Origin of the sequence: Arthrobacter sp. AZCC_0090 (genome assembly GCF_014207375.1) — a bacterium.
GTDB lineage: Bacteria > Actinomycetota > Actinomycetes > Actinomycetales > Micrococcaceae > Arthrobacter.
This window is the reverse complement of record NZ_JACHEE010000004.1, coordinates 97,317-112,431: the sequence shown is the minus strand read 5'-3', so window position 1 is coordinate 112,431 and position 15,115 is coordinate 97,317. Positions and strand designations below refer to the sequence as shown.

The 15,115-nt window shown below is 63.7% G+C and carries 8 protein-coding genes; all 8 read left to right on the top strand.

The window, feature by feature from the left end; translation table 11 throughout:
• Window positions 1–5 precede the first annotated feature (5 nt).
• Window positions 6–2,048 (top strand): MDR family MFS transporter, encoded by a 2,043-nt coding sequence (locus tag HNP00_RS07810; RefSeq protein WP_184737660.1) that lies wholly within the window; start codon window positions 6–8, stop codon window positions 2,046–2,048.
• A gap of 194 nt (window positions 2,049–2,242) precedes the next feature.
• On the top strand, window positions 2,243–3,976 hold the full coding sequence (locus tag HNP00_RS07805; protein WP_184737658.1) for an ABC transporter ATP-binding protein: 1,734 nt from the start codon (window positions 2,243–2,245) through the stop codon (window positions 3,974–3,976).
• The gene (locus tag HNP00_RS07800; protein WP_311770526.1) at window positions 3,973–6,066 is read left to right on the top strand and encodes an ABC transporter ATP-binding protein; all 2,094 of its coding nucleotides are present in this window, start codon (window positions 3,973–3,975) and stop codon (window positions 6,064–6,066) included. The genes HNP00_RS07805 and HNP00_RS07800 overlap by 4 nt, the downstream gene beginning before the upstream one ends.
• A gap of 38 nt (window positions 6,067–6,104) precedes the next feature.
• The gene (locus tag HNP00_RS07795) at window positions 6,105–6,521 is read left to right on the top strand and encodes a thioesterase family protein (protein ID WP_184737657.1); all 417 of its coding nucleotides are present in this window, start codon (window positions 6,105–6,107) and stop codon (window positions 6,519–6,521) included.
• A gap of 120 nt (window positions 6,522–6,641) precedes the next feature.
• Window positions 6,642–7,382, top strand: coding sequence for a copper homeostasis protein CutC (locus tag HNP00_RS07790; RefSeq protein WP_184737655.1), 741 nt, complete (start codon window positions 6,642–6,644; stop codon window positions 7,380–7,382).
• A gap of 184 nt (window positions 7,383–7,566) precedes the next feature.
• The gene (locus tag HNP00_RS07785) at window positions 7,567–10,698 is read left to right on the top strand and encodes a glycoside hydrolase domain-containing protein (protein ID WP_184737653.1); all 3,132 of its coding nucleotides are present in this window, start codon (window positions 7,567–7,569) and stop codon (window positions 10,696–10,698) included.
• Window positions 10,698–12,659, top strand: a complete 1,962-nt coding sequence (locus HNP00_RS07780; RefSeq protein ID WP_260404844.1) for a DUF5107 domain-containing protein — start codon at window positions 10,698–10,700, stop codon at window positions 12,657–12,659. Before HNP00_RS07785 ends, HNP00_RS07780 begins: the two co-directional genes overlap by 1 nt.
• 145 nt (window positions 12,660–12,804) lie before the next feature.
• Window positions 12,805–15,036, top strand: coding sequence for an AAA family ATPase (locus tag HNP00_RS07775; RefSeq protein WP_184737651.1), 2,232 nt, complete (start codon window positions 12,805–12,807; stop codon window positions 15,034–15,036).
• Window positions 15,037–15,115 lie beyond the last annotated feature (79 nt).

The following is a 15,115-nucleotide window of genomic DNA, read 5'->3' as shown; positions in this document are numbered from 1 at the left end:
CAGCAATGGCAACCCGAATACAAGAACGTTCGACGGCGGTGCCGGCGTCATCCGCACCGATGACGCACCGCCAGATCATGGAGGCTTTGACGGGCCTCCTCGCGGCATTCTTCACCGCTATCCTGAGCAGCACCATCGTGGCCAACGCCCTTCCGACCATCATGTCGGACCTGCACGGCACCCAGACCGACTTCGCCTGGGTCATCACGGCCGCACTGTTGGCCAACGCCGCCACCACGCCCATCTGGGGCAAGCTCGCGGACCTCTTCGACAAGAAGCTGTTGGTCCAGCTGAGCATCGTGATCTTCGTAGCCGGCTCGGTCATGGCCGGCTTCTCCCAGAGCATTCCGTTCCTTTTGACCGCCCGCGTCATCCAGGGCGTCGCCTTGGGTGGGCTCACCGCCTTGGCCCAGGCGATCATCGGCACCATGATTCCGCCGCGGGACCGCGGCAGGTACTCGGGTTACATGGGCGCCGTCATGGCCGTGGGTACCGCCGGCGGACCGCTCCTTGGCGGATTCATCGTTGACAGCCCGCTCGGCTGGCGCTGGACGTTCTTCGTCTGCGTGCCGCTCGCCGTCGTTGCGCTCATCCTGCTCCAGGTGACCCTCAAGATCCAGCACATCAAGCGCCCCGCCAAGATCGACTGGCTCGGCTCCATCCTGCTGACCTCGGGCGTGAGCCTGCTCCTCATCTGGGTTTCCTTCGCCGGCAACCCTGACTACTACGACTGGGTCTCTTGGCAGTCGGCCCTCATGGTGGGCGGCGGCGTGCTTCTGCTCGCCCTGTTGGTGCTGGTTGAATCCAAAGTTGCCCAGCCCATCATCCCCTTGAAGATCATCTCCGAGCGCACCACAGCCTTGGCGATCCTCGCATCCGTGGTTGTCGGCATCGCGATGTTCAGCTCCTCGACGTTCCTGGGCCAGTACTTCCAGGTGGCCCGCGGCGCGACGCCCACCGAGGCAGGCCTGCTGACACTCCCCATGATTGCCGGCAACCTCTTGGGCTCCGTCGCATCTGGCCAGCTCATCAGCCGCTACGGCAAATGGAAGCGGTTCCTCCTGGCAGGCACCGTACTGCTCGCTGGCGGACTTGCGTTCACGGGCACGATCGACCACACCACCGAACTCTGGATTACCTGCTGCTACACGGCTATCTTTGGCCTGGGCCTCGGCCTGCTGATGCAGAACCTGGTCCTCGCAGTCCAGAACACCGTCCGCGCCCAGGACATCGGTACGGCCAGCGCGTCCGTCGCATTCTTCCGCTCCTTCGGCGGTGCGATCGGCGTCTCGGTGCTTGGCGCCATCATGGCCACTCACGTCAAGGACCTTGCAACCCAAGGCCTCGCCGCAGCCCACATTCCGGTGAGCGGCGGATCCAGCGGTGGAAGCATGGATCTTGCCGACATGCCTGCCCCGATCCGGGACATCATGCGCGCCGCGTATGGCGATGCAACCGCCCAGATCTTCCTCATCTCAGCGGCCATTGCCGTGGTCGCTTTCCTCGCGGTCCTCTTCATCAAGGAAGTTCCGCTGCGGAAGACCGTGGACGCTTCGCCGGATAAGGAACTACTGGCAAACGCTTCCGGCGAGGCCGCCATGACACTGGACACCTCCGCGCTGCCCGTTATCGAGGTAGCCGATGAGCTTCCCCAGCCAGCCGACGACGGCGGCACCCCCTTGGGTGCCAGCCGCGCCCGTGCGGCGGCCGAGAAAGAGCACGATGACCTGGACCTCGAGTTCGCGCGGATCCTGACGCAGGAAAGGCCAGACCCGGCCGCTGGCCTGCGCGAGGTCCAAGACCAGCTTGCCCGGACCCAGAGGCTGCTGGCTGAGCAACAGCTTCAGCTGAGCCAAGCACAGCGCGAGCTCCAGGCGCGCGTGCACGAACAGCAGGCCACCGCCGTCGAGCAGTCACGGACCGCTCAGGAGTTGGCTGCGCTGCGCAAGGAACTCAAGCGCGAGCGTCGCCGCCAGGAAAGGGCAGCCCTCCTGCTCCTTACGGGCGACGCTTCGAGGGCAGGGGAAACCGGGCGCCACGCGGGCTAGGAGCGCGTCGCAGCGACCTTGGAAGCGCTGCGACGGCCAAGATACGCCGCAAGGATGATATTGAGCTATCGATATTTCGCTGAGGCAACGGATTTCGTAGAGTTGAGGGACTAATACTGTCAGCGCCTGCCGCTATTTGTATTACTCATTGGTACTCACTCATTCGCGCACTCTCTCATTAAGGATCCGTGGGCATGCTTGTCACCCTGATACGGCGCTACTCCAAGCCGTATTCGCCGCAGATACTGGCCGTCATCATCTTCCAGTTGGCATCCACCATTGCAACGCTCTACCTTCCAAGCCTCAACGCCAAGATCATCGATGAAGGGGTATCCCGGGGAGATACCAATTACATTTGGCAGACCGGTGCCCTGATGCTCACTGTCGCGCTTGGCCAGGTTGTTGCGGCCATCGCAGGCGTCTATTTCGGTTCCCGTGTGGCCATGGCCATGGGCCGCGACTTGCGCAGGGATGTCTTCCGCAAGGTCAGCAGCTTCTCGGCCAAGGACGTCAACAGCTTCGGCGCACCCACATTGATCACCCGCGGCACCAACGATGTCCAGCAAGTCCAGATGCTCATGCTGATGGGCCTCAACTTCATGGTGTCCACGCCCATCATGTGTGTTGGCGGCATCATCATGGCCTTGCGCGAGGACCTCAGCCTCTCTTGGCTGGTCTGGGTTTCGGTGCCGGTCCTCGTGGCCGTTGTTGGTTACCTCGTGGTCAGGCTCATGCCGCTCTTCCGCTCCATGCAGAAGAAGATCGACGCCATTAACGGCGTGCTGCGCGAACAGATCATCGGTATCCGCGTGGTGCGGGCCTTCGTTCGTGAACCGTACGAGGCCAAGCGCTTCGGCGACGCCAACAAGGATCTCACCTTGGTGTCGGTCAAGATCGGCAATCTGTTTGTCTTGATGTTCCCGGCTATCGGAATGATCCTGCACCTTTCCACGGCGGCAGTACTGTGGTTCGGCGGCCAAAGAGTGGACGCGGGCAACATGCAGGTGGGCTCGTTGACGGCGTTCCTGCAGTACCTCCTGCAGATCCTGATGGCCGTCATGATGGGAACCTTCATGGCCATGATGATCCCGCGGGCCTCCGTGTGTGCGGACCGCATCGGCGAGGTTCTCGACGTCGAACCCTCCATCCACGATCCGGAGGCGCCCGTAGCGCCCGCGGAAAAGAAGGGTCGCGTCGAATTCCGCGATGTCACGTTCAAATACCCCGGCGCCGAAGCTCCCGTGTTGAGCAACATTTCCTTCACCGCGGAGCCGGGCCAGACCCTCGCCATCATCGGCTCCACCGGCGCGGGCAAGACCACCTTGGTGTCGCTGTTGCCGCGCCTGTACGACGTCGCGTCCGGCGATGTATTGCTCGACGGCGTTCCGGTCACCAGCCTGGACCGCGACGAAATCACCAGCCGGGTGGCCACCGTGCCGCAGAAGCCCTACCTATTCTCCGGAACTATCGAGCACAATCTGCGTTTCGGGAAGACAGATGCCACGGACCAGGAACTCTGGGATGCCTTGGAAACTGCACAGGCCAAGGACTTCGTGATGGAAAAGTCTTCCGGCCTTAACAGGCGGGTGGCACAGGGCGGCACCAACGTGTCCGGCGGCCAGAGGCAGCGCCTCTGTATCGCCCGGGCCCTGGTGACACAACCCAAGGTCTACCTCTTTGACGACTCCTTCTCCGCCTTGGATGTGGCCACGGACGCCCGGCTTCGCAGGGCGCTCAAGGAAAAGACGCAGGATGCCACGGTCATCATCGTGGCCCAACGCGTCTCAACCATCGCGGACGCGGACCAGATCCTCGTCCTGGACAACGGCAGAATCGTTGACCGGGGCACCCACGACGAACTACTGGAGACGTCACCCACGTACCAGGAAATCGTCGAATCCCAGCTGAGCGCGGAGGAAGTGGCATGAGCGAACAGAATCAGCAAAAGCGCGGCTGGGCCGCGAAAGCCGAAGCCGCGAAAGCAGCGCGCGAAGCTGCGGAAGAGAAGGATGCAGCCGCAGTCGGTGCCGTCGCGGTGGACGATGACGACCTCGAAGAAACCGAATATACGCCAGGAGAAGCCGACGGCGGCATGTTCGGCAACCTTCCGGCGAAGAAGGCCAAGGCCTTCGGACCGTCGGCGAAGCGACTCCTGGGGCTGCTCAAGCCCGAGGCCGCCGGAGTAGTCTTCGTGATCGGCCTGGTGGTGGTCTCCGTTGTCCTGAACGTCATCGCCCCGAAGATCCTTGGCAGCGCCATGGACGTCATCTTCGGCGGTGTCATGGGCAAGCAGTTGCCTCCCGGCGTGAGCCAAGCGGTTTTCGCTGAAGGACTGCGCCAAGCGGGCCAGAACAATTTCGCTGACATGGTCTCCAAGATGGAGCTCACCAACGGGATCAACTTCTCCAAGCTCACGTTCCTGATCTCGATCGTGCTCTTGATGTACTTCGTGGCCAACATCTTCTTGTGGGCACAGGGCTACATCCTGAACAAGATCGTCATGAAGGTCATCAACCGTCTCCGCAATGACGTCCAGGCCAAGCTCAACCGCTTGCCCCTGAACTACTTCGACACCCGTCAGCGCGGCGACATCCTCTCCCGCGTGACCAACGACGTCGACAACGTCCAGCAAGGGCTCCAGCAGGCGTTCGCTCAGCTTGTCAGCTCGGTGCTGACGGTCTTGGGCATCACCGTGATGATGTTCATCGTGTCCTGGCAGTTGGCCCTGATCGCCCTGGTTGCCTTGCCGCTCTCCGGTGTGCTTGCCGGCGTGATCGGCGCGCGCAGCCAGAAGCTCTTCGCCGCCCAGTGGAAGAACACGGGCTCACTCAACGGCCAGATCGAGGAATCGTTCTCCGGCCACGAGCTCGTCAAGGTCTTCGGGCGTGACGCGGACATGCTGGAACGCTTCGACGAGCGCAACGAAGCCCTCTACAAGGCCTCGTTCGGGGCGCAGTTTGTTTCCGGCATCATCTTCCCGGCCATGAACTTCGTTTCCTACCTCAGCTACGTGGGCATCGCCGTCGTCGGCGGTTTGCGTGTGGCCTCCGGTTCCATGAGCCTTGGCGACGCCACGGCATTCATCCAGTACTCGCGTGAATTCACCCAGCCCCTCGGCCAGATCGCAGGCATGGCGAACATGCTGCAGTCCGGTGTCGCCTCGGCTGAACGTGTTTTCGAGTTCTTGGATGCCGATGAGGAAATGCCGGAAAACGCGGCCCGTCACCTGCCCCCGCGCACGGACGGCCACGTTGAATTCGAGAACGTGTCCTTCAGCTACGTTGCCGACAAACCGCTGATCGAGAACCTTTCGCTCAGCGCGGAGCCCGGACACACTGTGGCGATTGTCGGGCCCACGGGTGCCGGCAAGACCACCCTGGTCAACCTCGTCATGCGGTTCTACGAGCTCAACTCAGGCCGTATCACCCTGGACGGGGTGGACATCAAGGAGCTGAGCCGTTCCGAGCTTCGCTCCAAGGTGGGAATGGTTCTCCAGGACGCTTGGCTGTTCGGCGGGACCATCTACGACAACATCAAGTACGGCAACCTCGACGCCACCGAGGAACAGATCATGGAGGCGGCCAAGGCTACCTACGTGGACCGTTTCGTGCGTGCCCTGCCGGACGGCTACCAGACCATCATCGACGAGGAAGGCAACAACGTCAGTGCGGGCGAGAAACAGCTCATCACCATCGCCCGGGCCTTCGTTTCCGATCCCTCGCTGCTGATCCTGGACGAGGCCACCAGCTCTGTTGACACCCGTACCGAGCTGTTGCTGCAGAAGGCCATGGCTGCCCTCCGCACGGATCGCACCAGCTTCGTCATCGCCCACCGGCTATCCACCATCCGCGATGCCGACACCATCCTGGTGATGGAAAACGGGAGCATCGTGGAGCAGGGCAACCACAACGAACTGCTCGCATTGCAGGGAGCGTACTACCGCCTGTACATGTCGCAGTTTGCCGGTGAGGATGCCGAGGAAGTCGCCGTGGATGATTCGACGGCGGTGCACAGCTGAGCCCGCATCACGCCCAGCCAATCACCGTCCAAGTCCCTATGCGTTGGGGCGATATGGACGCTTACGGGCACATCAACAACGTCCAGATTGTCCGGATGTTGGAGGAAGCCCGTATCGCGGCCTTCGGTCCGCCCCGCGGTGCCGGTTTGCCTGGCGTTGAACCGCCGGTCTCCGTTTTCAACAATGTTGAGGATGGGGTCATGACCCTTGTGGTGGAGCACAAGGTCCGGTACGTCCGCACCTTGGAGTACCGGAACGTACCGGCAGTGGTTGAGATCTGGGTGGGTGCCGTGAAGGGTGCCAGCTTTGACCTCCACTACGTCATCAAGGATCCGGTGACCGGCGAGGACTGCGTCAAAGCCAGCACGCACCTTGCCTTTGTGGATGAGTCCACCGGCCGGGTCCGCAGGCTCACGCCGGAGCAAAAGCACCAGTTGGAACCCTACCGGGCCTAGCTGCTGTCTATTCCTCTCCGCCCGTTCGAATGCGCGGGTGTGGACCGTTGGCTGCGTTCCGGAACGCAGCCCACGGTCCACACCCGCGGTCTCGGCGCCGGGTAGCCGTAGAGTTTCCCCATGAAACTCGAGATCGTCGCCGTCGGTGTCCAAGGTGCCACCGTTGCTGCCGAAGAGGGCGCGGACCGGATTGAACTCTGCAGCGCCTTGGAACTTGGCGGACTGACCCCAAGCCAAGGCCTCATGGATGCGGCGCAGGAAGCTGTAGCGGGAAGGCTGGAGATACACCCGCTCGTCCGCAGCCGTCCAGGTGATTTCCTGTACTCGGCTGCCGAACTGGACACCATGGCCCGCGAGATCCGATTCCTGCTCACGCAAGGAGCGGACGGGGTAGTGGTCGGGGTTCTGACCGCCATCGGCGACATCGACGTCCAAGCCACGCGGAGGCTTGCGGACGCGGCCCTGGTGACCAACCCCAAAGCCCAGCTGACATTCCACCGGGCCATCGATCAGACACCGGACCCTGTGGCCGCCGTCGAGCAGCTCGTGGAACTCGGATTCACCCGAGTGCTCACTTCCGGGGGTGCCCCTACCGTGGGAGCGGGACTTGCCACTCTTGGACGCATGGCCCAGCGGGCAGCGGGGCGGCTTGAGGTCATGGCAGGCGGTGGACTCGCCCTAGACGATATTCCGGCTCTGCACGCCGCAGGACTGAGCGCGGTCCACTTTTCAGCCAAGTCCACGGTTTCCACCCTTAACAGCCGGGACAATTCCGTCGAGACGCCGGATCCGTTAGACCCGACCGCATACATGGTCACCGACCGCGATGTGGTGAAGGCAGCTCGCGCAGCTGTCGGATGAGATCCGCTGAACACACCGCTGAATAGGTGCGGGAGGAACCGCACCAGCATGCCCCTGGGCAATTCTGAACGCTCTGGCCGCTATGACTCCGATTGCGCTTCGCAATGACCCTTTACATGACGCCCTGTGGGGTCAAGGATAGTTGCAACATTCCGATTGAAAATGCCACTCAGGAGTCATAAAGATGCAATTCGGCCATACTGCTATCCGCTCGGACCTTTCGGGCCATCCGGAGGTGGAGTGTGGCACAGGAGCGTGGGACAAGCTGCTCTATGGCAACCACCGCTTCGTCGTGCGGGTGGCCATCGTGGACGGGGAGGCCGAGCTCGTCGGCGGGGGAGGCGGGCGCGCGCATGGGGCACCCCCTACCGCGGGAGTTGCCGCGAGCCGGGTGATCCTGCCTTGGCGGCGCCATGACGATGAACCAGCGAGCGTGGAGATCGTGGTGGTCTCTGCGGAGAGCGGTCGCCGGGTCCGCAATGTGGTGGTGGAGCGCGCTGAGCGGGAGTCCGGCCAGATCGTCTTCGAACCAGTGGATGGACCCGGCGACTACTACTTCTACTACCTTCCGTACGCGATGCTTGGAAAGCCCCACTACCCCCAGGCTCAGTACCTGCCTCGAAGGCCGTCCGCGGAACCGCAGTGGGCCGCCGCCGTCGAGCAGTCCGCCCGGCGTCTGAAAGCGCTAGGTGGCGAGCCATCACAACAGATCCGGAACGCGCGGGTGATCCGCTATGAGGCCGCAAGTGCCCGGGATTCCTTCGCTCCCATGAATTTCACCGCCACCCCGGACGAAGTGGCCGCGTTGCACGAACGGCACCCTGCGGAACCCTTCCTGCTCTTCCCGGAGAACCGGCTCACCCCTATCTCCATGCGGGACGCCCTCCCGGCGCACTGGGCCATCGATGGTCCATGCACGGAATTCAACGACACTGCGCAGCCCGGCGAGGACTACATTATTCAGCTGGGCCTCTACGCCATCCAGGACCTCGCGGGTGTCACGGTGGAAGTGCAGCCGCCCACGGCTGGACATTGCATCAACACCGGTGGCGCGGACCGTTTGGGGAAGCCCATGTCCCGCACGTTGACCGTTCCGCGCGGCAGCGTGCAGGCCCTGTACACCGTGCTGTCCATCCCGTTCGACGCCGCCGGAACCACCCTCACGGCAAGCGTCATCGTGACGGCGGATGGCGGCGCGGCCAGTACCGTGGTTATCTCTTTGGACGTCCTGACGCTCGACGACGCTGATCCGGACATTCTCGAAGGCGGCTTTGGAAGGCCTGAGTACCTTCGCCGCCTTGCTTGGCTGGATTCGGCGGCAGCCCAGGATCGCGAACTCGTCGCCCCGTTCACGTCTGTGCTTCTTGACGAACCGGGCCGCAGGCTCAGCATCCTCGGCCGCCAGGTGCAGCTTGCGGAGTCCGGCCTCCCGGCCCAGCTGACCTCGACCTTCACTCCTGCGGTCACCGCGTGTGATGGCCCCGCCGTCGAACTGCTCGCCGCGCCTTTCCATTTCGACATCACCCTTGCCGACCTCCCTGGCGGGAAAGGGCCGTTGCGATGGAGCTACTCGACCCTGGAGTTCACGGTCGACGGCCCCGCCCAAGTGTCGTGGCGCTCGCAGTGGACAGCCGGCGAGCCGACCGACGTCGGGCTCTCAGCAGAGCTGCGCGGCACCTTGGAGGCCGACGGCGCGTGTACCATTTCGCTGCGCCTCACCGGCGGGCAACCGCTGGAGGTGGACGACGCCGGCTTGCGGCTCGACTTCCACGAGGCCGTTGTTCCGCTCGCCATGGGGCTCGGCGTTCCCGGCGGCCGCCGACCCGAAATCCTTGATTGGACCTGGGACGTGGCAGATCACAACCAGGACTCCTTCTGGCTGGGCAGCGTAAACGCAGGCCTGCAACTTGCCCTGCGCGACGGCAATTATCAACGGCCACTCAACACCAACTTTTACCGAGAGAAGCCGCTGGTGGAACCGGCGTCGTGGGCCAACCGGCAAGGCGCCTCGGTGCAGGGTGGTGTGGCGCTGCGGACTGCAGGCGAAACAGTCACGCTCTCTGCCTTCAGCGGCAGCCGCAGCTTGGCCGCGGGGCAGACGCTGGACTTCGACTTCCGGCTCTTGCTCACTCCTTTCAAGCCCATTACCCCTGCCAAGCATTTGGCTCATCGCTTCTTCCACGCCCCTGCCGAGCCGGAGGCCATCGCTGCGTCTGGCGCCACCATGGTCAATGTCCATCACGCCACGGCACCGGCCCCGTACATCAACGATCCCCTTCTCACGGCCGGAAGATTGGCCAACTACGTCGAGGAAGCTCACCGGAGCGGTCTCAAGGCCAAGGTCTACAACACCGTCCGGGAACTGACCTTCCATAGCCCCGAGCTGCTGCCGTTGCTCTCCCTGGGACACGAAGTGTTCAGCGACGGACCGGGCCTCGGCCACATCTGGTTGCAGGAACACGTTGGCAGCGGCTATGTGTCCGCGTGGTTCGCCCCCGACGTGGATGACATCGCGGTGGTCACCAGCGGGGAATCGCGTTGGGAGAACTTCTACGTGAAAAGCCTGGCCGAGCTGGTCCGTCGCACCGGCATAGACGGCATCTACCTCGATGACATCGCCTACGACCGCCACAGCATGCTCCGCGTCCGCAAAGTCTTGGAGCGAAATTGCGGGGAAACATCGGGACCGGACATCGACCTGCATTCGGCCAATCAGTTCACCGCTCGGGACGGGTTCGCTTCTTCGGCGAACCTGTACATGGAGCACATGCCCTATGTGGACAGGCTGTGGTTCGGGGAGTACTTCGACTACGAAAATACCTCTCCCGAATACTGGCTCGTGGAGCTTTCCGGGATTCCCTTTGGCCTGATGGGGGAGATGTTGGAAGGTGGCGGCAATCCCTGGCGCGGCATGGTGTTCGCCATGACAGGCCGGGCACCCGCCATCGACAACCGGCCGTTGTGGCGATTCTGGGCGGACAACGGCCTGGAGGAAGCCACCATGATCGGCCATTGGGCCAGCGACGCCCCGATCCGGAGCAGCAACCCGGAGGTTTTGACCACCACCTGGCTGACGTCGGATGGCTCAGCGGTAGTGGCGCTCGCGTCGTGGGCGGCTGAACCGGTGGACGTGTCATTGGTGTTCGACGGCGGAGCGGCCTCAGCGCTGTCGGCTGATGGGGCTGCGGGCCTCGCCGCGAGCCCGGTGACGGTGCAGCCCATCGAAGGATTTCAAACGGCTGCGAGCTACGGGTCCGGCCAGCCCATCACCCTTGAGCCGAAGCGCGGGCTTCTGTTGACGATTGGAAAACACTGATGTTCGAAAATACCGAGAAGACGGACAAGGCAAGCACCCTGGGCTTCTCCACCGTCACCCTGAACATGGCGGAGTTGGGTCCCAACAGCCCGCTGCCGGTGGTCATGGCAGAACTGGACCAGCCCTACAGGATCGGCGACGGCGTCCCGGAGGAATTGCAGGCCGCCGCCCGCTATGGGCAAGTGCCGAACATGTTCCCGTACCTGATGCAGGACGGCTACTCGCGTGAGCGGACCGCCCACGAGGTGCCCGCCGTCGTGCTCGAAAACAGCAAGCTGCGGGCAGTTGTCCTCCCGACCTTGGGCGGCAGGCTCTGGGAGCTCCTCGACAAAGCCTCGGGTAAACAGCTTCTTCACACCCACGGAACCCTGCAGTTCGCCAACATCGCGCTCCGCAAAGCCTGGTTCGCCGGCGGCCTCGAATGGAACATTGGCACCCGCGGGCACTCGCCCACCACGTGCGATCCTTTGCACACCGCCATCGTCAAAACGCCCGAGGGGCACGACGTGCTGCGGATGTGGGAGTTCGAACGCCTCCGGGAAGTGGTTTTCCAGGTCGACATGTGGCTTCCGGAGGACTCGGACGTTCTCCTCACCGCGGTCCGGATCCGCAACCCCCATGACCACGACGTCCCCATGTACTGGTGGAGCAACGCCGCCGTTCCGGAGACGCCGGAAACACGGGTGATTGCGCCCGCCTCCGAGGCCTTCGGCAGTGACTACACCACGGACATCGCCCGCGTCCGGCCCACGGAGCACCAAGGAACGGATGCCACGTGGCTCGTCAACAGCCCGCACGCGGCGGACTTCTTCTTCGACATCCAGCCGGGACATCGGCATTGGATAGCCGCGGTAGACCGCGACGGCGACGGCCTGGCCATGCTGTCCACAAGCCTCCTGCGGGGGAAGAAGCTGTTCGTCTGGGGCCAGGGCGACGGCGGGAAGCGCTGGCAGGAATGGCTCAGCCCCGGAGCCGGCCCGTACGCGGAGATCCAGGCTGGGCTGGCGCAAACCCAGTTCGAGCACCTCGTCATGCCTGCCGGCGCCGAGTGGAGCTGGGTGGAGGCCTACGGCAACGCCAAACTGGATCCCGGAACCTCCCATGGACAGGATTGGGATGGGGCTGTGGCCCACGCCAGCGCCCGGCTCGAAGACCTCGTCCCGGACGCGGAGCTTGAAGACGCGCTCGCCGAAGCCACGCGGAACTACGGGCTGCCTCCGGACGAGATGCTGGTGCGCGGCAGCGCCTGGGGTGCTTTGGAAAGTGCCCGACGGCGACGCTCAGGCCGCGGGTGGCTGGACGAAATCGGTACACCCTTCGCCGATGATGCAACCCCGGAGGCCATCGAGGAAACAGGTCCTTGGCACAGCCTGTTGGATGGAGCGAGTTTCCTTGGCGCCAAGAGTTTCGTGGCTGGAACCGATTGGGAAGAACTCCTCGCGAAGGATGGGGGAGCAGAGGCCCAGTTCCACCTGGCCACCATGAAGCACGCCCGCCAAGACCTCGCCGGCGCGATCACCGGGTATGGTGACGCCCTCGGAACCGCCTCGCTTTCGCCTCGTTCCACAGTCCTCGCCCACCGGGGCCGGGCCACTGCGCTGCTCGCCACCAACAACATTGACGAAGGCTTGGCTGAACTGGCCGCCGCAAGCCGGCTGGAGCTGAGCAGCATCCCCCTGCTCAGCGAAGCCATGACCCTCAACATCCGGCACGGAAACCCCGCCCAAGCACTCGCGTTGGCGAGCGAGGCACCTGCCGGAATGTCCGACGTCGGACGCGTTCGTTTCTTGACGGCACTCGCCCTTGCGGGCGTCGGCAGGGGCCTGGAAGCAGCGGGGATGTTGCGGGACGGCGTCGAGATACCGGACATCCGCGAAGGAGAGGACGGGATCGCGGACCTCTGGCAGAAAGTGTGCCCAGGCGAGCCCGTGCCTGCCAGCTATCGGTTCGGAATGCACTGATTTGCTGAGTGCACCGGCGCGGCACGCGTGCGGCAGAAGGCAAGAGACGGGACGCATGTGGCAGAAGACATGAGGTGGGGCGCATGAGGCGGGGACGCCAGCTTTCCTGATGCCGTCACCCTGCCAAACCATGTAAGTTGGCAGGGTGACTCCCTCCACCAAAACCCCGCTGACCCGTGCCCCCGGTATCTCCAAGGAGATCGAAGATGCGGCGTGGTTCGTGCTGGGGCCGGGGCTGCAAGGCAAGGCTTCTGCGCTCGACTCCGGTACCCGTACCTGGACCGTGGACGCCGCCGCCGAGCTCCTGGAGCGGTTGGAGCGCGGCGTCGCGGACTCCAAAGCGCCCATGATGACCAACCTGCGCCAAAACCTGGAAGGGGCATCGCGGGAAGCCAAGTTGCTCGCCGTGGAGCTCCTCTTCCTCCAATCCCTGCCACTGGCCCATGAGGTCAAGTCGCTCAAGGTGAAGCGTGCCCGCGTTGCCGAGGCTGCGTCTTGGCTCGATCCCGAGCTCGAGCTGCCCAAGGAGCTGTACCAAGGCATGACGGATCACGGCGTCATCCGTGACCGGACCGCAGAGTTCAACTGGACCATCTGGGACCACCTCACCTGGCTATGCCGTTTCGTGGCGCACGTGGACGGCCAGTCCAACGCGAGCATCACCAAAGCCCTCAAAGACCCATTGAAATTCCACGAACTCGCCGCGGCAACACCCGAGGACCAGCCAGCCATCCGGCGAAGCATCGAATACCTGGCATGGCCCAGCTACTTCGAGCCCGTGGTGGCTGATGTGGAGCGGCGCGAAATCCGGGACGCATTCGCTTCTCTCGTAGGCGGCGCCCACGGCGAAACCGAAAACGACATCACCGCGGACGTCCACCGGATCCGGCTGCACCTGGACGAACAGGCGGGCCAGCGCATCGATTGGTACGATCGGCAGCTCGTCAGCCAATGGCGCAAAGTGGGAGATCCCGGCCGCCGTGCATGGCTGCTACGCACGCACCAAGACTCCGCCGAGCTCCTCGCCGGGTGGCAGGACGAAGAAAAGTCAACCCTCGACGTCGAACACCTCCGCGAACTCAACCCCGGCGTCACAGCTGGTGTGGTCCAGCATGCGGTGGACGAAGATTACAAACATCTCGGCTATGTGGAGCGTGAAGATACCAAGACCGCGGTCTTCGCATTCCTGACCGTGATGAAGCCGGGCGATCTCGCCCTGTTCCAGAGCTCCGGAGCCGTCAGGATCGGCGTGGTCCTGGGAGAACCTGAACACAACGGAGATAACCGCCGGCTGCGCCGCAAAGTGCGCTGGTTTGACGAGACCCACCCCATCGCGGAGGCTCCACGGCACGTCCAACGCCAGCTCTCCACGCCGGGGATTGTCGTGGACGTCACCAAGGTTATCCAGTCGCTGCAGTCGCTCCTGCCTGCCGAAGCCGAATCCGACGGCGAGGACACCGCCGCCCCGGACACCGTCGTCGAGCCCGTCTTGGAAGGGTTCCGCCCCCTCACGGACGAGTTCGCTGCCTCCTTGCACATGGAACTCGAGCCGCTCAAGGAGATCGCCGAGCTTCTGGAGGAGAACCGCCAACTGGTGCTCTATGGGCCGCCGGGGACAGGCAAGACCTACCTCGCCAAGCACTTGGCTGCCGAGCTCGCGGGGGATAGCACCGACGAACGTGTCAAGCTGGTGCAGTTCCACCCGTCATACGCGTACGAGGACTTCTTCGAGGGCTACCGGCCGGACAAGACCGACGACGGCCAGGTTTCGTTCAAGCTCGTGGCCGGACCGCTGCGACGCCTCGCGGAAGAAGCCGCGAAACCCGGGAATTCCAACAAGCCCTACTTCCTCATCATCGACGAAATGAACCGGGCAAACCTGGCCAAGGTGTTCGGTGAGCTGTACTTCCTGTTGGAGTACCGCGACGACCGCATCTATCTCCAGTACAGCCCCAACGAGCCGTTCAGCCTGCCGGACAACCTTTACATCATCGGCACCATGAACACGGCAGACCGCTCCATCGCCATGATGGATGCGGCCATCCGCCGCCGTTTCGCTTTCGTCGAATTGCACCCGAAGGTGGAACCGATCCGCGGCTCGCTTCGTCGCTTCCTCGCTGCCCGCGGCCTGGATACCCTCAACGCGGACCTGCTTGATGCCTTGAACGACTCCATTGACGACTGGGACCGGGACCTGATGATCGGACCCTCCTATTTCATGAAGAACGCGGCCCAGAACCCCGCCGGGCTGCGCCGGATCTGGAAGTACGAGCTCATGCCGCTCTTGGAGGAGCACTACCACGGTCAGTTGAACCGAGCCCAGCTGGAGGAGCGCTTCGGCCTGGACCAGTTGTTGGGTCGACTTGCGGCCCGCTAAGGCAGCTCCACCCCGGCCCGCCCGCGCACCGGGTATCGGACGGCCCGCCGCCCGCGCTTCCACAAAGGTCCCGGCTGTT